Origin of the sequence: Stenotrophomonas sp. TWI1409, from assembly GCF_039673015.1 — a bacterium.
In the GTDB taxonomy this organism is placed as follows: Bacteria; Pseudomonadota; Gammaproteobacteria; order Xanthomonadales; family Xanthomonadaceae; genus Stenotrophomonas; species Stenotrophomonas maltophilia_A.
In genome coordinates this window covers 1-19,846 of sequence record NZ_JBDJKU010000041.1, presented here as the reverse complement: position 1 = coordinate 19,846, position 19,846 = coordinate 1, and the positions used below count along the sequence as shown (strand labels likewise).

The window sequence follows — 19,846 nt, the reverse complement described above, 5'->3', positions numbered from 1 at the left end:
CGGGGTCGCAGTGCCGGAAGTCATCGCGACCTCCGGTTCGTTCAGTTTTGGTTATCCGGCCGTCCTGGCCCCTCGTGGCGCATAGGCGCGCAGGAAGAAGTCGATGCTGGCGGTCACGTGGGTGAGAGGGTCGCATTCCACTGGTGACAGTGGCATGCCGCACATCATATGCATGTGCACTTCGCCCTTGACCAGGGTCAGGAACTGCTGGCCGGCCAGGTAATAGTCGGGGATGTCCAGCTCGCCGCGTTCGCCGCGCGCGCGCAGGAAATCGGCCAGGGCCTCGCAGGTACGTTCCGGGCCGGCCTGCCAGAACAGCTCGCGCAGGCGTTCGTCGGTCTCCGGCGCCATCATCATGCGCTGGATCGAGATCGCTGCGTCGGAGGTGATCAGTTCGAAGAAGGCCAGGCCGATGCCGATCAGCTGGTCGCGCAGGGGGCCGTCCGCGTCCGCCACGAACAGCGCGTCAGGCAGCATTTCAATGCATTTTGACTGCACGGCCTCGGAGAACAGGGTTTCCTTGTCGCCGAAGTGGCTGTACACAGTCAGCTTCGAGACGCCGGCCTGAGCGGCGATGGTGTCCATGCTCACGCCGGTATAGCCCTGTTCGATGAACAGTGCCTTGGCTGCTTCAAGGATCGCCGCGCGCTTGCCGAGGTCCTTGGGACGCCCGGGTCCGGCGGCCTTGGCAGCGGGCTTGGCCGACGGCTTGCGGGAAGTGGGAGAACTCATCGCGACAATACTAGACCAAGCGGTTCGATATTTATACTATACCGGCCGGTTTATTAAATTGGGCCGGCAGTCGCGGCTCTCCCTTAGTTGCAACCCTGCGTTTTCAGGACGTTGACCGATGAAGATCGTGCGCTGGATGGGCGGTATGGTGTGGGTGGCTGCGCTGGCAGCCTGTTCGGGACAGGAACAGGCGCCACAGGCGGCCGTACCGGTGCTGGTGGTTCACCCCGGCGAACAGGCCGGGCAGGCCCCGGCGGCGTTCCCGGGCACGGTGCGTGCCCGGCAGGAAAGCCCGCTGTCGTTCCGCGTCGGTGGCAACCTGGTCAAGCGCCATGTCGATGCCGGGCAGCGGGTCAAGAAGGGCGATGTGCTGGCCGAGCTGGACGTGGCCGACTTCGCGCTGCAGGCCCGCGCCTCGCAGGCGCAGCTGGCTGCGGCCGAAGCCGATCTGGTACGTGCCCGCGATGACCTCAAGCGTTACCAGGTGCTGGCCGACCAGCAACTGGTCAGCCGCTCGCAGCTGGACCAGCAGTCCGCCGCCTTCAAGGCCGCACAGGGCCAGGCCAACGCCGCCCGCGCCAACCTCGATGTGCTGCGCAACCAGGCCGATTACGCCCAACTGCGCGCACCGGCCGACGGCGTGATCGCCAGCCGCGAGGCCGAGGCCGGGCAGGTGGTGTCGGCCGGCCAGACCATCTTCAACCTGGCCGCCGATGGCGGGCGCGAAGTGCTGATCGACCTGCCCGAGGCCACCATCCGCGACTATGCGGTGGGCCAGCCGGTCGAGGTGGAACTGTGGAACCGTCCTGGCCAGCGCCTGCCGGGCACGATCCGCGAGATCGCCGCCGCCGCCGATCCGCAGGCACGTACCTACGCGACCCGGGTCAGCCTGGCCGCCGATGCGCTGGCCGATGTCGAACTGGGCCAGAGCGCACGCGTCTACAGCAGCGCCGGCCGCCACGGCACCCTGCAGCTGCCGCTGGGCGCGCTGCAGCGCGGTGCCAACGGTACCGCCAGCGTGTGGCTGGTCGACCCGGCCAACAGCACGCTGAAGGCTGCAGCGGTCACCACCGGTGCGTTTGGCAGCGAGACCGTGCCGGTGCTGTCCGGCGTGAGCGCAGGTGACTGGGTGGTTGCTGCTGGTGGCCATCTGCTGCGTGCCGGTCAGCCGGTGATCGCCGTGGACCGGCAGAACCGTCCGGTGCTGAAGCCGGCCGCGCCGGCCGCTGCCGCCAAGGCCAAGGAGTAAGCCGGTGCGCCGCTTCAATCTCTCCGAGTGGGCGCTGGCCAACCGACCCCTGGTGCTGTTCGCGATGCTGGCGTTCGCGCTGATCGGTGCGTGGTCGTACAAGCATCTGGGCCAGTCCGAAGATCCGCCGTTCACCTTCAAGGCGATGGTGGTGCGCACGCTGTGGCCGGGCGCTACCGCCGAACAGGTCTCGCGGCAGGTGACCGAGCCGCTCGAGAAGGCGCTGATGAATACCGGCGAGTACGAGTTCATCCGCTCGTATTCGCGGCCGGGCGAGTCGCAGATCATCTTCATGGCGCGCGACAGCCTGCGGTCCAAGCAGATCCCCGACCTCTGGTACCAGGTGCGCAAGCGTGTGGGGGACATCCGCCCGACACTGCCGCGTGAAATCGTCGGTCCGTTCTTCAACGACGAGTTCGGCGATACCTACGGCAACATCTATGCGTTGACCGGCAAGGGCTTCGACTACGCGGTGATGCGTGATTACGCCGACCGCATCCAGCTGGAGCTGCAGCGCGTGCCCGACGTCGGCAAGATCGACTTGGTCGGACTGCAGGACGAGAAGGTGTGGATCGAGCTGTCCAACACCCGCCTGGCCACGCTGGGCGTGTCGATGCAGCAGGTGCAGCAGGCACTGGCCGACCAGAACGCGGTCACCGGCACCAGCTTCTTCGAGACCGCCACCGACCGCGTGCAGCTGCGCGTGACCGGCCAGTTCAACGACATCGACGCCATCCGCCAGTTCCCGATCCGTGCTGGCGACCGCACCGTGCACCTGGGCGACATCGCCGAGGTCAAGCGCGGCTTCGCCGACCCGGCGTCGCCGAAGATGCGCTTCATGGGCGAAGAGGCCATCGGCCTGGCGGTGGCGATGAAGGATGGCGGTGACATCCTCAAGCTCGGCGCCAACCTCGATGCAGAGTTCGAACGCCTGCAGAAGACCCTGCCGGCCGGCATGCAGCTGCGCAAGGTGTCCGATCAGCCGCAGTCGGTGGAGGAGTCGGTCGGCGAGTTCGTGCAGGTGCTGACCGAAGCCGTAGTGATCGTCTTGCTGGTCAGCTTCTTCTCGCTGGGCCTGCGCACCGGCCTGGTGGTAGGTGTGACCATCCCGCTGGTGCTGGCGATGACCTTCTTCGTCATGCACTACTTCGACATCGGCCTGCACAAGATCTCGCTGGGCGCGCTGGTGCTGGCGCTGGGCCTGCTGGTGGACGATGCGATCATCGCGGTGGAGATGATGGCCACCAAGATGGAGCAGGGCTACGACCGCCTGCGTGCGGCCAGTTTCGCCTGGGAGTCGACCGCGTTCCCGATGCTGACCGGTACGCTGATCACGGCGGCCGGCTTCCTGCCGATCGCCACGGCGGCATCGAGCACGGGTGAGTACACCCGCTCGCTGTTCCAGGTGGTGACCATTGCGCTGGTGGTGTCGTGGATCGCGGCGGTGCTGTTCATCCCGTACCTGGGCGACAAGATGCTGCCGGACCTGTTCAATCCGCAGCCGCCGAAGCCGGGCAGCCTGTCCGCGCGCTGGCTGGCCAAGCGCCAGCAGTGGGCCGACCGCTATCCGGCGCTGGCCAACCTGATCGCGCCGCCGCAGCACGGGCACGACCATGATCCGTACCAGCGCCCGTTCTATCGCAGCTTCCGTCGCTTCCTCGATGGCTGCCTGCGCCACCGCTGGTGGGTGATCGCCGCGACCATCGCCCTGTTCGTGTTCTCGCTGATGATGTTCCGCTTCGTGCCGCAGCAGTTCTTCCCGGATTCGACCCGGCCGGAACTGATGGTGGACATCGAGCTGGCCGAGGGCGCGTCGCTGCGCTCGACCCAGGCCCAGGCAGAGAAGCTGGAGAAGCTGCTGTCCAACCGCGATGGCATCGCCAACTACGTGTCCTACGTGGGCACCGGTTCGCCACGCTTCTACCTGCCGCTGGACCAGCAGCTTCCGGCCACCAACTTCGCCCAGTTCGTGGTGCTGGCCAAGGACATCAAGTCGCGCGAAAGCACCCGCGACTGGCTGCTGCATGAGGTGATCCCGAAGTTCCCGGACGTACAGATGCGCGTCACCCGCCTGGAGAATGGTCCGCCGGTCGGTTACCCAGTGCAGATGCGCATCTCCGGCGAGCACATCGAGAAGGTGCAGGCGATCGCACGGCAGGTCGAGGCCAAGGTGCGTGAAAACCCGCACGTGATGAACGTCAACCTGGACTGGAGCGAGCCGAGCAAGGTGGTGCGGTTGGTGATCGACCAGGAGCGTGCGCGCGCGCTGGGTGTGAGCAGTGCCCAGGTCAGCCAGTTCCTGTCCAGCTCGCTGGCCGGGCAGTCGGTGAGCGTGTATCGCGAAGGCAACCGCCAGATCGAGATGCTGCTGCGCGGGCCGGCCGATGAACGCAACCAGCTGGAGCTGCTGTCCAGCCTGTCGATGCCGACCGCCAACGGCGGCAGCATCACGCTGTCGCAGGTGGCGACGATGGAGTACGGCTTCGAGGATGGCATCATCTGGCACCGTAACCGTCTGCCGACGGTGACCGTGCGCGCCGACATCAGTGATGGCATGCAGCCACTGGACGTGGTGCATCAGATCCTGCCGACGCTGGATGGCATCCGTGCCGAACTGCCGAATGGCTACCTGCTGGAAACCGGCGGTACCGTGGAGGATTCGGCACGTGGCCAGAACTCGATCAAGGCCGGCATGCCGCTGTTCCTGGTGGTGGTGGCCACGCTGCTGATGCTGCAGCTGCGCAGCTTCTCGCGTGCGGCGATGGTGCTGGTGACCGCGCCGCTGGGCATCATCGGTGCGACCCTGTTCCTGCTGCTGTTCCGCGCCCCGTTCGGCTTCGTGGCGCTGCTGGGCACGATCGCGCTGGCCGGCATGATCATGCGCAACTCGGTGATCCTGATCGACCAGATCCAGCAGGACATCGATGCCGGGCATGACCGCTGGCATTCGATCATCGATGCCACGGTGCGCCGCTTCCGCCCGATCGTGCTGACCGCGCTGGCGGCGGTGCTGGCGATGATTCCGCTCTCGCGCAGTGCGTTCTATGGCTCGATGGCGATCTCGATCATGGGCGGCCTGATCGTGGGCACCGTGCTGACCCTGGTGTTCCTGCCGGCGCTGTACGCCGCGTGGTTCCGGGTCAAGCCGGACGAATCCGGGGCGTAACGCCCCGGGTTGGCGGCCACTGCCCTGGTAGGTGCCAACCTTGGTTGGCACTGATGCACGCATCCGCGCATGGCGCGGATTTACCGCAGCGGGTCTTGGCCCTGGTAGGTGCCAACCTTGGTTGGCACTGATGCGTGCATCCACGCATGGCGTGGATCTACTGCAGCTGCAGGCCGTTCCGCAGCACCGGCAGCAGCCATTCGATGAACACCCGCACGCGTTGCGCGCGGTGCTGCCGATGCGGCTGCAACAGGGTCACCGGCAGCGGTTGCGCCACGTGCTGTGGCATCACTTCCACCAAGGTTGGTAGTTTCTGCAGTAGAGCCACCCCATGGGTGGCTGCGGAGGACCAGGCTCAGTCATCCACGCATGGCGTGGATCTACTGATCTGCGTGGCGTGCATCTACGCATGGCGTGGATCTACTGCAGCTGCAGGCCGCTCCGCAGCACCGGCAGCAGCCATTCGATGAACACCCGCACGCGTTGCGCGCGGTGCTGCCGATGCGGTTGCAACAGGGTCACCGGCAGCGGTTGCGCCACGTGCTGTGGCATCACTTCCACCAGCGCACCGGATTGCAGTTCGACCTGCACGTCGTAGCGCGGAATCTGCAGCAGGCCGAGCCCCGCCACGCAGCACGCGATCGAGGCCTCGGCGCTGTTTACCCGTACCCAGCCGGGCATCGGCAGCGTGCGCAGCTGGCCACCGTCCTGCCATTCCCACGGTTCCACCCGCGCCGTGGTCGGCGATGCGTAGTTCACCGCGCGGTGCTGCTGCAGGTCGGCAGGATGCTGCGGTACGCCGTGTTCGCGCAGGTAGGCCGGCGCGGCGACGTTGACGAAGTCGAGCTGTCCCAGCATGCGGGCCACCAGGCTGGAGTCACCCAACTGACCGACCCGCAGGACCGCATCGCAACCGTCTTCGATCAGGTTCACCGCGCGATCGGTCATGCCCAGGTCCAGTTCCACCTGCGGGTAGCGCGCAAAGAAATCCGGCAGGGCAGGGGCGATGATGCGTCGGCCGATGCGGCTGGGCACGTCGATCTTCAGCAGGCCAATCGGTTGCGCGTCATCCTGGCGGAACAGCGATTCGGCGTCTTCAACCTCGGCGATCAGGCGCAGGCAGCGGGCATGGAACACGTCCCCATCATGGGTGGTGGACACCCGACGGGTCGAGCGCTGCAGCAGGCGGGTGCCGAGCCGCTGCTCCAGTTCGGCGATGGCCGCCGATACCGTGGAGCGGGGCAGGCCGAGCTGGTCGGCGGCGCGGGTGAAGCTGGCGCTCTCCACCACCCGGGTGAAGATACGGAAGCGGTCGATCCGGTCCATTGTTCGCTGACTCTGGAAAGTTAAGTCAATGTAGCGGGCTTTATCCGGATTTTCTGCACGATATCGTCATCAGGGCAGGTTGCCATCCCGGGCAGCCCCTCCCCGAGACCAAGCCATGACTGACCATTCCCTCAAGGGCAAGACCGTGCTGATCGCTGGCGGTGCCAAGAACCTGGGCGGCCTGCTGGCCCGCGACTTCGCCAGCCAGGGCGCCAAGGCCATCGTCATCCACTACAACAGCGCCGCCACCCAGGCCGATGCAGAAGCAACCGTTGCCGCCGTGCAGGCGGCCGGCAGCAAGGCGGTGGCCCTGCAGGGCGACCTGACGTCGGCGGTAGCGATGGAGCGCTTGTTCGCCGATGCCGTGGCCGCGGTCGGCCGTCCCGACATCGCCATCAATACCGTCGGCAAGGTGCTGAAGAAGCCGCTGCTGGAGATCAGCGAAGCGGAGTATGACGAGATGAGCGCGGTCAACGCCAAGGCTGCATTCTTCTTCCTCAAGGAGGCCGGCCGCCACGTCAACGACGGTGGCCGCATCTGCACCCTGGTCACCTCGTTGCTGGGCGCATTCACGCCGTTCTATTCCAGCTATGCCGGTACCAAGGCGCCGGTCGAGCACTTCACCCGTGCGGCGTCGAAGGAGTTCGGCGAACGCGGCATCTCGGTGACTGCGATCGGGCCTGGCCCGATGGACACGCCGTTCTTCTATCCGGCCGAGAGTGCCGATGCGCAGGCGTATCACAAGACCGCGGCGGCACTGTCGGCATTCACCCGCACTGGCCTGACCGACATCGCCGACATCGTGCCGTGGATCCGCTTCCTGGTCACCGATGGCTGGTGGATGACTGGGCAGACGATCCTGGTCAATGGTGGGTACACCACCAAGTAAAGCAGCCACGCATGGCGTGGCCCTACTGCGGTGGTGGGTGCCGACCTTGGCTGGTACGGATGGCTGCATCCACGCATGGCGTGGATCTACTGCGGTGGTGGGTGCCGACCTTGGTTGGCACGGATGGCTGCATCCACGCATGGCGTGGATCTACTGCACGGGGTTCGAACCATCCACGCATGGCGTGGATCTACAGTAGAGCCACCCCATGGGTGGCTGCGCACAATGTCCAAAGGGAGGGGCGCCACGCATGGCGTGGCGCTATCGGATCAGTTGAGCTTCGCCAGCACCGCATCTGTCGCAGCGACGGTACTCACCGCCTGGCCCTTGGCGGCGAGGTCGGCAGTGAACACACCATCATCCAGCACGGCGTGCACCGCCACTTCCACCGCAGCGGCTTCCGCTTCCAGCCCCAGCGAATGGCGCAGCAGCATCGCGGCGCTGAAGATCGTTGCGTAGGGATTGGCGATGCCCTTGCCGGCAATGTCCGGGGCCGAACCGTGGATCGGTTCGTAGATGCCGACCGCACCCGGCTCGCCCAGCGAGGCCGACGGCAGCAGGCCGAGCGAGCCGGCCAGCATCGAGGCCTCGTCGGTGAGGATGTCGCCGAACATGTTCTCGGTGACGATCACGTCGTACTCGCGCGGCTTGGCCAGCAGGTGCATCGCCATCGAATCAACCAGCTGGTGTTCCAGCGCCACGTCCGGGAACTCCTCGCGGCCGATGCGCGCGGCCACGTCACGCCACAGGCGCGAGGTTTCCAGCACGTTGGCCTTGTCCACCGAGGTGACCTTGCCGCGACGCTGTTGCGCCAGGCGGAAAGCGCTGCGCAGCACGCGCTCGATCTCGGCTACGGTGTAGCGGCACAGATCGCTGGCGCTGTCGGCGTCGCGGGCCTTGTCGCCGAAGTAGATGCCGCCGGTCAGCTCGCGCACGACCACGAAGTCCACGCCCTGCAGCAGCTCGGCCTTGATCGGCGAGGCGTGCAGCGCGGCTTCATGGGTGCGCACCGGGCGCAGGTTGGCATACAGGCCCAGCGCCTTGCGGATCGCCAGCAGGCCCTGCTCCGGGCGCACCTTGGCATTCGGGTCGGACCACTTCGGGCCGCCGACCGCACCCAGCAGTACGGCGTTGGCGGCCTGGCAGGCGGTCAACGTAGAGGCGGGCAATGGCTCGCCATGGCGATCGATGGCGACGCCACCGATGTCGTGCTCGCTGAAGGTGAAGGTGTGGTTGAAGCGTTCGGCGACGGCCTTCAGGACGGCGACTGCCGCGGCGGCCACTTCCGGGCCAATGCCATCACCGGGCAGGACAACAATTTCAGCGTGCATGCTCACTCTCGTAGCGTTCGATTTCAGGGACACGGCCCAACAGATACCCCAACTGGTCGACACCTTCCAGCAGGCAGGTCTGCGAGAAGCCATCCAGCGGGAAGGAATAGACGCGACCATCGGGCGTGCGCAGTTCGCGCGCGGCCACGTCGATGGTCAGCTCGTCGTCCGGGCGCTGCATCAGCGCCTGCACATCGGCCTCGTCCAGCACGATCGGCAGCAGGCCGTTCTTCAGCGAGTTGCCGCGGAAGATGTCGGCGATCTCGCTGCTGACGATGGCACGCAGGCCGAGGTCGGTCAGCGCCCATGGTGCATGCTCGCGCGAGGAACCGCAGCCGAAGTTGCGGCCCGCCAGCAGGATGCTGCGGCCGGCGTTGTGTGGCTGGTTGAAGGCGAAGTCGGCCACCGGGGAACCGTCGGCCTGCCAGCGCCAGTCATTGAACGCGTTGCGGCCGAGGCCGGCACGTTCGGTGGTGGACAGGAACCGCGCCGGAATGATCTGGTCGGTGTCGATGTTGGTCTGCGCCAGCACCACGCTGGACGAGGTCAGGGTACGGAAACCGGCCATCACGCCACCTCCTGTGCGAACAGTTCGCGGGTATCGGCGACGTGCCCGTTCACCGCGGCCCAGGCGGCGCTCATCGGCGAAGCCAGCAGCGTGCGCGAACCGGGCCCTTGGCGGCCTTCGAAGTTGCGGTTGCTGGTGCTCACGGCCAGCTGGCCGGGCGCGACCAGATCGCCGTTCATGGCGATGCACATCGAACAGCCCGGCTCGCGCCATTCGGCACCGGCCGCGCGCACGATCTCATGGATGCCTTCGGCCTCGGCCTCGCGCTTGACGATTTCCGAGCCCGGTACCACCAGCATGCGCACCCGGTCGGCGACGCGCCGACCGCGCAGGACCTGTGCGACCTCGCGCATGTCGCTCAGGCGGCCGTTTGTGCACGAGCCGACGAACACCACGTCCACCGGTGTTCCGGCCAGCGCCTTGCCGGCCTGGAAATGCATGTAGTCCAGGCCTTTCTGTGCGGCAGCATCGTTGGCCGCCGGAATCGGCGCATCCACCGCGATGGCGGTGCCCGGATGGGTGCCCCAGGTCAGGGTCGGGCGGATGTCAGCAGCGTCGATGTGCACTTCGCTGTCGAAATGCGCGCCGTCATCGCTGCGCAGCTGCTGCCAGCGCGCCACGGCAGCATCGAAATCGGCGCCCTTGGGCCCGCGCGGTGTAGCGGCGACGAAGTCGAAGGTGACCTGGTCCGGGGCCACCATACCGGCGCGTGCGCCGGCCTCGATCGACATGTTGCACAGGGTCATGCGCTGTTCCATGTCCATCGCTTCGATGGTGCTGCCACGGAACTCGATCACGTGGCCGGTGCCACCATTGACGCCGATCACGCCGATGATGTGCAGGACCACGTCCTTGGCGCCAACGCCGGGTGCCAGCGGCCCATCAACGGTGATCGCGAAGGTCTTCGCCTTGCGCTGCAGCAGGCATTGCGTGGCCAGCACGTGGCCGACCTCGCTGGTACCGATGCCGAACGCCAGCGAACCGAACGCACCATGGGTGGAGGTGTGGCTGTCGCCGCAGACGATGGTCATGCCGGGCTGGGTGAAGCCCTGCTCGGGCGCGATCACGTGGACGATGCCGCGGTTGTCCGAAGCCATGTCGAACAGTTCGATGCCGTGCTCTGCGCAGTTGCGTGCCAGCGTGGCGACCTGTGCCTCGGACGCCGCGCTGGCATAGGGCAGCGTGCCATCGGCGGCAGCCGGCAGGGTCGGCGTGGAGTGGTCCATCGTCGCCTTGGTGCGATCCGGGCGGCGCGGCGACAGGCCGCGCTCGCGCAGTTCGGTGAACGCCTGCGGCGAGGTCACCTCGTGGATCAGGTGCAGGTCGATGTACAGCACGGCGGGCGCGCTGTCGGATTCGGGAACCACCACGTGGGCGTCCCACAGTTTGTCGTACAGGGTGCGGGGTGCGGAAGTCATGCGTGTGCCTGGCAGAAGTACGAAGGTGCGGACATCAGGAAAGATAGCGAAAAGGTCGAGTCAGCGGCGACGGGCAAGCACCCGCAGCCGCACGTAGTCGGCCAGCGGCTGACCGCCGGCGTTGCGCGGCAGCTCGGCCAGCAGAACGGTGGCGGCCTCGCGCACGGTGGCGCGTGCCTCGGCTGGCAGGTCATCCAGCAGCGGTGTGGCGAATACCCGCAGCCAGCCGGCCACGCCGGTCGGCAGTGCGGTCGGTCGCGGCGTGCACTCGATCAGCTGCACCTGGAAGCCATGCTGGCGCAGGCGGTCGGCGTAGGCATCGGCAGTGGGGAAGTACCACTGGAATGCGCTGGCGCCGTGGCCATGGGCCACGCGTGCGGCCTGCACCGCGGCAATGATCGTGGCCACGTTGCCATGGCCGCCGAACTCGGCAACGAAGCGGCCACCGGGGCGCAGGGCGCGGCGCACACCTTCCATCACCCGGTCGGGGTTGCTCATCCAATGCAGCGCTGCGTTGCTGAATACCGCATCGAACTCACTGTCGAACGACAGCGCGTGGCCATCCATCACCTGCGCATCGACGCCGCGCGCACGCGCGGCGATCACCAGCTCCGGCGAGGCATCCACGCCGTGGATGTGTGCGCCGCTGAGCGCCAGCTCAGTGCTGAGCACGCCATCGCCACAGCCCAGGTCGAGGATGCGTTCACCGGCGCGCGGGTCGAGCAGGCGCGATACCGCGCCGCCGAGCAGCGGCACGAAGCCGGCGTCGATCGCATAATCCTGGGCGTTCCACTGCTGGCCAGCGGCGCTGGTGGGGGTGGGGGTGTCGAAGGCGCTCATGGCGGGGTCCTCAGGCGGTGGCGGGGGTGGCAACGTCGGTGTTGCTGTGGGCGGCAGCCTGGCGCTGGCGCAGCAGGCGGTTGGCCACATCCAGCCAGGCCAGCGCAGAGGCTTCGATGATGTCCTTGCTGGTGCCGGTGCCGTCGTACTCCACGCCCTCGTGGCGCACGCTCAGATTGGCTTCGCCGCGCGCATCGGCGCCGATGCCGACGCTGTGCACGTGGTAGCTGTCCAGCATCAGCTGCACGCCGGTAGCGGCCGACAGCGCGCCGAACAGCGCATCGACCGGGCCATCGCCCTGCGCGGTCTCGGCCACGCGGTTGCCGTCCGGGTCGGACAGTTCCACCAGCGCATTGGCGCGGCTGCCGACGTCGCTGATGGTCATCGACGCCAGGCGATAGCCCTGCGCGTTGGAGCCGCCCTGCATCAGCGTCTGCAGGTCGGCATCGGTGACTACGCGCTGCTGTTCGCACAGGCCCTTGAACTGCTCGAATACCAGCTTCAGTTCGTCTTCGTCCAGCCAGAAGCCCAGCGCACGCAGGCGTGCTTCGACGGCGGCGCGGCCACTGTGGCGGCCCAGCACCATCTGCGAATCCTCCCAGCCCACGTCTTCCGGACGCATGATTTCGTAGGTGCCGCGATGACGCAGCATGCCGTGCTGGTGGATGCCCGATTCGTGGGCGAAGGCATTGGCACCGACGATGGCCTTGTTGCGCTGTACCGGCATGCCGACCAGGCGCTGCAGCAGCTGTGAGGTGCCGACGATGCGCGGGGTGTTGATCGAGCTGTCCTGTTCGTAGAAGGCCTGGCGCACCTTCAGCACCATCGCGATCTCTTCCAGCGAGCAGTTGCCGGCGCGCTCGCCGATGCCGTTGATGGTGCACTCGACCTGGCGTGCACCGCCTTCGATGGCGGCCAGCGAGTTGGCCACGGCCAGGCCCAGGTCGTTGTGGCAGTGCGCGCTGAAGATCACATTGGCGGCATTCGGCACGTCGGCGACGCCGGCGATGACCTGCTGGAACATCGCGCGGATCTCTTCCGGCGTGGTGAAGCCGACGGTGTCGGGCAGGTTGATGGTGGTGGCGCCGGCAGCGATGGCCACGCGCGCGACTTCGATCAGGTAGTCCAGCTCGGTGCGGGTGGCATCCTCGGCCGAGAATTCGACATCGTCGATATAGGACCGGGCCAGCGATACGTGCTTGCGTACCGACTCCAGTACCTGCTCGCGGGTCATCCGCAGCTTGTGCTCGCGGTGCAGCGGGCTGGTCGACAGGAACACGTGCAGGCGCGGGTTGGCAGCGGCCTCCAGCGCACGTGCGGAGGTTTCGATGTCGGCCTGCAGGCAGCGCGACAGCACCGCCAGGGTCAGGCTCGGGCGGCGCAGTTCGCGGCCGATCAGTGCCATCGCCTCACGGTCGGACTGCGAGCTGGCCGGGAAGCCGGTCTCGATGATGTCCACGCCCAGTTCGTCCAGCGCACGCGCCATCACCAGCTTCTGCGGCGGGCTCATGCTGCAGCCGGGGGACTGCTCGCCGTCACGCAGGGTGGTGTCGAAGATGCGGATGCGCGGGGTGGTAATTCGTTCGATGGTGGTCACAGGGAAATCTCCTCGACAGCGGGTGCGACGGCTTGCAGGGGGGAAGGGGAAGAGGTGGGGGAAGCGATGGCGCTGGCCTTGGCGGGCGAGCGCGGTGTTTCGCTGCGCCGTCGCCGTGGTTTGCGTGGTGGGCGCGGGCGGATGTCGGTGAGCAGGCCGGCGAGGACGCCGGCATCGATGTTGCCGCCGGAGACCACCGCGCACTTGCGGCGGCCGGCGACGCGGCGGCCGGCGGCCAGCGCCAGCGCACCGGCACCCTCGGCGATGATGTGTTCTTCCAGTGCCAGGCGGACCAGGGTTTCGCGCAGTTCGGCTTCGCGCACGATCACCACGTCGTCCAGCAGCGAGGTGCACAGGCGGCGGGTCAGGAAGCCGGGAATCTTCACCCGCACGCCGTCGGCCAGCGAAGCAACGGGGGCGATCTCGCGCACGTCACCGCGGATCGCGCGGGCCATCGAATCGACGCCTTCCACCTGCGCGCCAACGACGCGGACGCCCTGCGATTTCAGTGCCAACGCAACGCCGGAGGCCAGCCCGCCGCCGCCGATCGGCACGATCACCACGTCCGGCGCGTGTGCGGCCAGCTCGATGCCGACCGTGCCCTGGCCGGCGATCACATCGGCATCGTCGAACGCGGACAGGAAGCGGTAGCCGTGGCGTTGTGCCAGTTCGACCGCGAAGGCGTAGGCCTCGTCATAGCTGGTGCCGTGCTGGCGCACGGTCGCGCCCCAGTGGGCGACGCCGGCGATCTTGGTGGCCGGTGCGCCGTGCGGCATCACGGTGATGGCCGGCACGTCCAGGCGGTAGGCCGCCCACGCCACGCCCTGGGCATGGTTGCCGGCCGAGGCGCAGATCACCGGCCGGGTGTCGCCGCGCTCGCGGCCGGCCAGCAGCGCGTTCAATGCACCGCGTACCTTGTAGGAGCCGGTGCGCTGCAGGTTTTCCAGTTTCAGCCAGGTGCCGAAGCGCTCGGCATGGTGCAGCGGGGTGGGCGGCAGGAAGCGGCGCAGACGAGCCTGCGCCGCCAGTACGTCGGCGACGCTTACGTCGCCGACATCGCTTTCCTGGCTGATGTCAGCGGCCGGCATGGGCCACCAGCGCAGTGCAGAAGACCGCCGCATGCGGGCGCGGGCGGCGAAGAAGACGCCTCCGTACCGGCACCGTGGTCGCTACGGTACGGGTGTTCATACGGATGCTCCTTCCACGGCGGTGACCTGCACGGACACGCAGTCGTAGATCTTCTCGATCTGCCGGCACAGCGTTTCCGCCGGACGCTGGCCATCCACCACCAGCTGCAGGTGCCAGCGGCCATCGTCGGCGGCCACCGGCGCACCACTGATCGCACGCGGCGCGAAGCCACGGCGTTCGGCCATGCCGATCACGCGCAGCAGCGCGCCTTCGGCCGGGTGCAGCACCAGGTCAAGCCGGTATTGCATTGGGGGTCTCCTGGCGGGCGTGGGCGGGATTGCTTTCCAGCATCGTGCTGTTGGCAGTGTTCGGCGGCACCAGCGGCCACACGTTGGCGCGTGCATCGATGGCCACGTGCAGCAGCGCCGGGCCTGGTTCGGCCAGCAGTGCGGCCAGGCCGCCCTCCACGTCGTCGCGGTTGTCGATGCGGGTGGCGGCGATGCCGAACACCTGCGCCAGTGCCACGAAGTCCGGGTTGTCGGACAGGTCGATCTCGCTGTAACGCTCGGCGAAGAACAGCTCCTGCCACTGCCGCACCATGCCCAGCGAACTGTTGTCCAGCAGCACGATCTTCACCGGCAGGCGGCAACGCGCGATGGTGGCCAGCTCCTGCACGTTCATCATGAAGCTGCCGTCGCCGGAGACCAGCACCACGGTGCGATCGGGGCAGGCGAACTGCGCACCCATCGCGGCCGGCAGGCCGAAGCCCATGGTGCCCAGCGCGCCACTGGTCAGATGATTGCGCGGGTGGTTGAAGCGGCAGTGCTGTGCCACCCACATCTGGTGCTGGCCGACATCGCAGGCGATCACCGCATCGGCCGGTGCCAGCTCGCTCAGGCGCTTCAGCATGGCCGGGGCGTAGATGTGCTGGCCCGGTGCGTCGTAGCGCGCTGCGAAACGATCGCGATGCTGTGCGCAGCGCTTGCGCCATGCGTCCTGGTGGGCCTTGGGGGAGGGGAAGGCCGCACGCAGGGCACGGATGGCATGGCTGACGTTGCCGGGCACGGCGACGTCGGCGCTGCGCAGCTTGGAGATCTCGTAGGCGTCGGCGTCGATGTGAACGACGCGGGCGAACGGTGCGAACTCGGCCAGCTTGCCGGTGGCACGGTCATCGAAGCGCGCACCCAGCACCAGCAGCAGGTCGCTTTCCTGCACCGCCATGTTGGCCGCGCGGGTACCGTGCATGCCCAGCATGCCCAGCGACTGCGGGTGGTTGGCCGGCAACGCGCCCAGCCCACGCAGGGTCATCACCGTGGGGATGGCACTGGCCTCGACGAAGTCGCGCAGGTCCTGCACCGCGTCGCCCAGCGCGATGCCACCACCGGCGTAGACCACCGGCTTTTCGGCGGCTGCCAGTGCGGCGATGGCCTCGGCGATGGCCGCTTCGGCCGGCGCAGGCGGCGGCTCGATGCTGCTCGGCACGTGCGCTGGCAGATGACTGGCATCGGCCAGCTGCACGTCCTTGGGCAGGTCGATCAGCACCGGGCCGGGCCGGCCTTCGCGGGCAATGCGGAATGCATCGGCGACCACGCGCGGCAGGTCATCGACGCTGCGCACCAGCCAGCTGTGCTTGACGATCGGCATCGTCAGGCCGAACACATCCAGTTCCTGGAAGGCGTCGGTGCCCAGCAGCGGCGTGCCGACCTGACCGGTGATGCAGACCATCGGTACCGAATCCAGCATCGCATCGGCAATGCCGGTCACCAGGTTGGAGGCGCCCGGGCCGGAGGTGGCCACGCAGACACCCACCTGGTTGCTGGCGCGGGCAAAACCGTTGGCGGCCAGCGCCGCGCCCTGCTCATGGCGTACCAGGATGTGCTTCAGCGACGAATCCACCAGCGCGTCGTAGAACGGCATGATGGTGCCACCGGGATAGCCGAACAGCGTGCGGACGCCTTCGGCCTCCAGCGCCTGGGTCAGCCAGCGCGCGCCGTTGGGCGGCGCGCTGCGATGTGTCGAAGAGTTCATGGGGGAACCTTGCAAAGCGGGTGGGGGAGGGCCGCGCGGTTACGCGGCCTGTCCTTGCAACCAGACCATCTTGGCGCGCAGTTCCTTGCCTACCTTCTCGATCGGGTGCTCCAGGTCGGCCTGCTTGAACCTGTTGTAGTTCGGCAGGCCCGCTTCGTACTCGGCCACCCAGTTCTTGGTGAAGGTGCCGTCCTGGATGTCCTTCAGCACTTCCTTCATGCGCGCCTTGGTGCCGGCGTCGATCACCCGCGGGCCGCTGACGTAGTCGCCGTACTGCGCGGTCTCGGAGATGAACTCCAGCATGCGCGAGATGCCGCCTTCGTAGAACAGGTCCACGATCAGCTTCAGTTCGTGCAGCACTTCGTAATAGGCGATCTCCGGCTGGTAACCGGCTTCGACCAGGGTTTCGAAACCGGCCTGCACCAGTGCCGAGGCACCGCCGCACAGCACCGCCTGCTCGCCGAACAGATCGGTCTCGGTCTCTTCCTTGAAGGTGGTCTGGATCAGGTTGGCGCGAGCGCCGCCGAGGCCGGCCGCATAGGCCTGCGCGTGCTGCGCAGCCTTGCCGCTGACATCCTGGTAGACCGCCCAGATGCACGGTACGCCGCGCCCGATCTCATACTCACGACGCACCAGCGCACCCGGGCCCTTCGGCGCAACCAGCACCACGTCCAGGTCGGCGCGCGGCTCGATCATGCCGTAGTGCACGTTCAGGCCATGCGCGAACAGCAGGCAGGCGCCCTGCTTCATGTTCGGCGCCAGCACGTCGTTGTAGAGCTTCTTCTGCACCATGTCCGGGGTCAGCACGGCGACCAGGTCGGCGTCTTTCACCGCTTCAGCGGGCGCGATCACGGTGAAGCCATCGGCCTGCGCCTTGGCTTCGGTCGGGCCGCCCGGACGCAGGCCTACCACCACATCGAAGCCGGATTCACGCAGGTTCAGCGCGTGGGCGCGGCCCTGGCTGCCGTAGCCGATGACGGCGATCTTGGTCTGGGGCAGGTCGTTGGTGCTCATGGGGGAGGTTCCTTGCGGTGGGAAGAAAAAAGAACGGCCGGTCGTCGAGGTGACGTGCCGGCCGGTCAGGGGAAAGCGGTGGAGGAGGCGCCGCGCGTTGCACAGGCACAGCCACCACGAGGCGTCGCGGTGGTGCAGGTCCGGGTTGTGCGATCGGCGTTGTGCATGGTGGTTGCGTCTGAAACCAGGTCCTGAAATGAAAAAACCCGCACCGGGGCGGGTGCGGGTTTTTGAAGAGTTCCGGTGTGTTTGTTGCTTACACGCTGGCTCGTCCCGCACCTGTTGGTTGGGTAATAAGTACGAGCACAAGAATCGAACGCAGCGAAGCGGCGCCGATATCGGCGGCTTCGATGTGGGTTCGCGGTGGCGTGTTGTGATGCAACATGTGATCGAGAGAAACACAGCCGTTTCGGCGCTGTCAACCCTCGCAACGGATTTTCCATCGGTTTCCGGTGCATCCAGCGCAATCGCTTGCGGCACAAGGATGGTTGCCGCTGAAAGTGTTTCAGTGAACCCCAATTCACTCCTTTCAGGCCGGCTTTTGCGCGGAATCCGGCGGATTTTCGCCTTGGCGGGTGCGGAGCTTCCGCACCCCATCCCAGGATCAACGTCCATGACCTCTGCCCGATACCGCGTGAAGGCCGCAGCGGCGAAGATCGGGAACCACCCTTCCATCGGAACCCGACCGTGTCCCGACGCCTTGCCCGTTCCCTGCTCGCTGCCGCCGTGCTGGCTGCCGTGCCCGCGCTGTCCTTTGCCGCAGACCGCATCACCGGCCAAACCTTCGCCACCCGCTCGGAGGTGATCGCCCCGCATGCCATGGCCGCCACTTCGCAGCCGCTGGCCACCCAGATCGCGCTGGACGTGATGAAGGGCGGTGGCTCGGCGGTGGACGCGGCGATCGCCGCCAACGCCGCACTCGGCCTGATGGAGCCGACCGGCAACGGCATCGGCGGCGATCTGTTTGCCATCGTCTGGGACCCGAAGACGCAGAAGCTCTACGGCTACAACGGCTCGGGCCGCTCGCCGAAGTCGCTGACTCTGGCCGAGTTCCAGCGCCGTGGCCTGAAGGAGATTCCCGCCACGGGCCCGCTGCCGGTGTCGGTGCCTGGTGCGGTCGACGGCTGGTTCGCCCTGCACGACCGTTTCGGCCGCAAGCCGATGGCCGACAACCTGGCCCCGGCCATCCGCTATGCCCGCGACGGTCACCCGGTGGCTGAAGTGATCGCCTACTACTGGGACCGCTCGGTGCCCAAGCTGTCGCAGTATCCGGGCTTCAAGGAGCAGTTCACGATCAATGGCCACGCCCCGCGCAAGGGTGAGATGTGGAAGAACCCGAATCTGGCCAGTACGCTGCAGAAGATCGCCGACGGCGGCCGTGATGCCTTCTACAAGGGCGATATCGCCCGCACCATCGGCGACTATTTCAAGGCCAACGGTGGCTACCTGAGCTACCAGGACATGGCTGACCACCACGGTGAGTGGGTCGAACCGGTCAGCAGCAACTACCGTGGCTACGACGTGTGGGAGCTGCCGCCGAACAGCCAGGGCATCGCCGCGCTGCAGATCCTCAACGTGCTGGAAGGCTACGACTTCTCGAAGATCCCGTTCGGTTCACCGGAGCATGTGCACCTGTTCGTTGAAGCGAAGAAGCTGGCCTTCGCCGACCGTGCGCGCTTCTATGCCGACATGGCGTTCCAGCCGGCGCCGGTGCAGAAGCTGATCTCCAAGGAGTACGCCGCACAGCGCCGCGCACTGATCTCGATGGACAAGGCGCTGAAGGAAGTGCAACCGGGCACGCCGAAGCAGCTGGAGGAGGGCGACACCATCTACATGACCGTGGCTGACGCCGACGGCATGATGGTGTCGCTGATCCAGTCCAACTACCGTGGCATGGGCAGCGGCATGGCACCGCCCGGTCTGGGTTTCATCCTGCAGGACCGTGGCGAGATGTTCGTGCTGCAGAAGAACCATCCCAACGGCTACGCGCCGGGCAAGCGTCCATTCCAGACCATCATCCCGGGGTTCATCACCAAGGGCGGCAAGCCGTATGCCAGCTTCGGCGTGATGGGCGGCGCGATGCAGCCGCAGGGCCACGCGCAGATCGTGATGAACCTGGTGGATTTCGGCATGAACCTGCAGGAAGCCGGTGATGCACCGCGCATCCAGCACGAGGGCTCGACTGAACCGACAGGTCAGGCCACGGCGATGACCGACGGTGGTGAAGTGAATCTGGAAACCGGCTTCCCGTATGAAACGGTGCGTGCGTTGATGCGCAAGGGGCATCGCATCGTGTTCGCCGATGGTCCGTATGGCGGGTATCAGGCGATCATGCGTGATCCGGAATCCGGCGTTTACTACGGTGCGTCTGAGAGTCGAAAGGATGGGCAGGCGGCGGGGTATTGAGGTTTCCCGGCCACCGGGCGCAGCCCCCTCCGCGGTGATGGTTCGTGGAAGCGGGATCTTGTGAGTGGGCCGGGCGTGTGGGCTAGTCGGGGGACGCCGTGAATCCGTCCCTGGAGGCTTGGCCGCGGCATCCATGCCGCGGACACCCCCGCCA

15 protein-coding genes and 1 pseudogene are annotated in these 19,846 nt (G+C 67.0%); 4 read left to right on the top strand and 12 right to left on the bottom strand.

Going from position 1 to position 19,846, the window contains the following annotated elements; all coding sequences use genetic code 11:
* Positions 1–51: 51 nt before the first annotated feature.
* Complete coding sequence (locus tag ABE423_RS13965; RefSeq protein WP_125895088.1) at positions 52–732, bottom strand: TetR/AcrR family transcriptional regulator; 681 nt, start codon at positions 730–732, stop codon at positions 52–54.
* 118 nt (positions 733–850) lie between these two features.
* On the opposite strand from ABE423_RS13965, the gene ABE423_RS13960 reads away from it, so the two are divergent.
* Positions 851–1,981, top strand: coding sequence for an efflux RND transporter periplasmic adaptor subunit (locus tag ABE423_RS13960; RefSeq protein ID WP_032129094.1), 1,131 nt, complete (start codon positions 851–853; stop codon positions 1,979–1,981).
* A gap of 4 nt (positions 1,982–1,985) precedes the next feature.
* Positions 1,986–5,147, top strand: coding sequence for an efflux RND transporter permease subunit (locus ABE423_RS13955; protein ID WP_100437662.1), 3,162 nt, complete (start codon positions 1,986–1,988; stop codon positions 5,145–5,147).
* Positions 5,148–5,304: 157 nt separating this feature from the next.
* Here ABE423_RS13955 and ABE423_RS13950 read toward each other — a convergent pair.
* Together ABE423_RS13950 and ABE423_RS13945 are read right to left on the bottom strand one after the other, a co-directional pair.
* A pseudogene (locus tag ABE423_RS13950) lies at positions 5,305–5,448 on the bottom strand (LysR family transcriptional regulator); the annotation flags it as partial.
* Between the two features lie 119 nt (positions 5,449–5,567).
* A complete protein-coding gene (locus ABE423_RS13945) occupies positions 5,568–6,473 on the bottom strand; it encodes a LysR family transcriptional regulator (protein ID WP_346486459.1) in 906 nt (301 codons plus the stop codon).
* Between the two features lie 115 nt (positions 6,474–6,588).
* Between ABE423_RS13945 and ABE423_RS13940 the strand changes: the two genes are divergently transcribed.
* On the top strand, positions 6,589–7,362 hold the full coding sequence (locus tag ABE423_RS13940) for an SDR family oxidoreductase (protein ID WP_346486457.1): 774 nt from the start codon (positions 6,589–6,591) through the stop codon (positions 7,360–7,362).
* 269 nt (positions 7,363–7,631) lie between these two features.
* Here ABE423_RS13940 and leuB read toward each other — a convergent pair whose 3' ends face one another.
* The 9 genes from leuB to ilvC all read right to left on the bottom strand — a co-directional run bounded on the left by leuB (position 7,632) and on the right by ilvC (position 17,286).
* The gene (gene leuB, locus ABE423_RS13935) at positions 7,632–8,693 is read right to left on the bottom strand and encodes a 3-isopropylmalate dehydrogenase (protein ID WP_346486455.1); all 1,062 of its coding nucleotides are present in this window, start codon (positions 8,691–8,693) and stop codon (positions 7,632–7,634) included.
* A complete protein-coding gene (gene leuD / locus ABE423_RS13930) occupies positions 8,683–9,261 on the bottom strand; it encodes a 3-isopropylmalate dehydratase small subunit (protein WP_006390726.1) in 579 nt (192 codons plus the stop codon). Before leuD ends, leuB begins: the two co-directional genes overlap by 11 nt.
* The gene (gene leuC, locus ABE423_RS13925; protein ID WP_346486453.1) at positions 9,261–10,679 is read right to left on the bottom strand and encodes a 3-isopropylmalate dehydratase large subunit; all 1,419 of its coding nucleotides are present in this window, start codon (positions 10,677–10,679) and stop codon (positions 9,261–9,263) included. Before leuC ends, leuD begins: the two co-directional genes overlap by 1 nt.
* Positions 10,680–10,739: 60 nt before the next feature.
* Complete coding sequence (locus ABE423_RS13920) at positions 10,740–11,519, bottom strand: class I SAM-dependent methyltransferase (RefSeq protein WP_180838219.1); 780 nt, start codon at positions 11,517–11,519, stop codon at positions 10,740–10,742.
* Positions 11,520–11,529: 10 nt separating this feature from the next.
* On the bottom strand, positions 11,530–13,116 hold the full coding sequence (locus tag ABE423_RS13915) for a 2-isopropylmalate synthase (RefSeq protein WP_032130450.1): 1,587 nt from the start codon (positions 13,114–13,116) through the stop codon (positions 11,530–11,532).
* Positions 13,113–14,204 (bottom strand): threonine dehydratase, encoded by a 1,092-nt coding sequence (locus ABE423_RS13910; RefSeq protein WP_346486450.1) that lies wholly within the window; start codon positions 14,202–14,204, stop codon positions 13,113–13,115. The genes ABE423_RS13915 and ABE423_RS13910 overlap by 4 nt, the downstream gene beginning before the upstream one ends.
* 96 nt (positions 14,205–14,300) lie before the next feature.
* Positions 14,301–14,552, bottom strand: a complete 252-nt coding sequence (locus ABE423_RS13905) for an ACT domain-containing protein (RefSeq protein WP_014038403.1) — start codon at positions 14,550–14,552, stop codon at positions 14,301–14,303.
* The gene (gene ilvG, locus ABE423_RS13900) at positions 14,536–16,272 is read right to left on the bottom strand and encodes an acetolactate synthase 2 catalytic subunit (protein ID WP_346486449.1); all 1,737 of its coding nucleotides are present in this window, start codon (positions 16,270–16,272) and stop codon (positions 14,536–14,538) included. Before ilvG ends, ABE423_RS13905 begins: the two co-directional genes overlap by 17 nt.
* 39 nt (positions 16,273–16,311) lie before the next feature.
* A complete protein-coding gene (ilvC, locus tag ABE423_RS13895; protein ID WP_032130453.1) occupies positions 16,312–17,286 on the bottom strand; it encodes a ketol-acid reductoisomerase in 975 nt (324 codons plus the stop codon).
* 687 nt (positions 17,287–17,973) lie between these two features.
* Here ilvC and ggt point away from each other — a divergent pair.
* The gene (gene ggt / locus ABE423_RS13890; RefSeq protein WP_346486447.1) at positions 17,974–19,692 is read left to right on the top strand and encodes a gamma-glutamyltransferase; all 1,719 of its coding nucleotides are present in this window, start codon (positions 17,974–17,976) and stop codon (positions 19,690–19,692) included.
* The last annotated feature ends 154 nt before the right edge of the window (positions 19,693–19,846 follow it).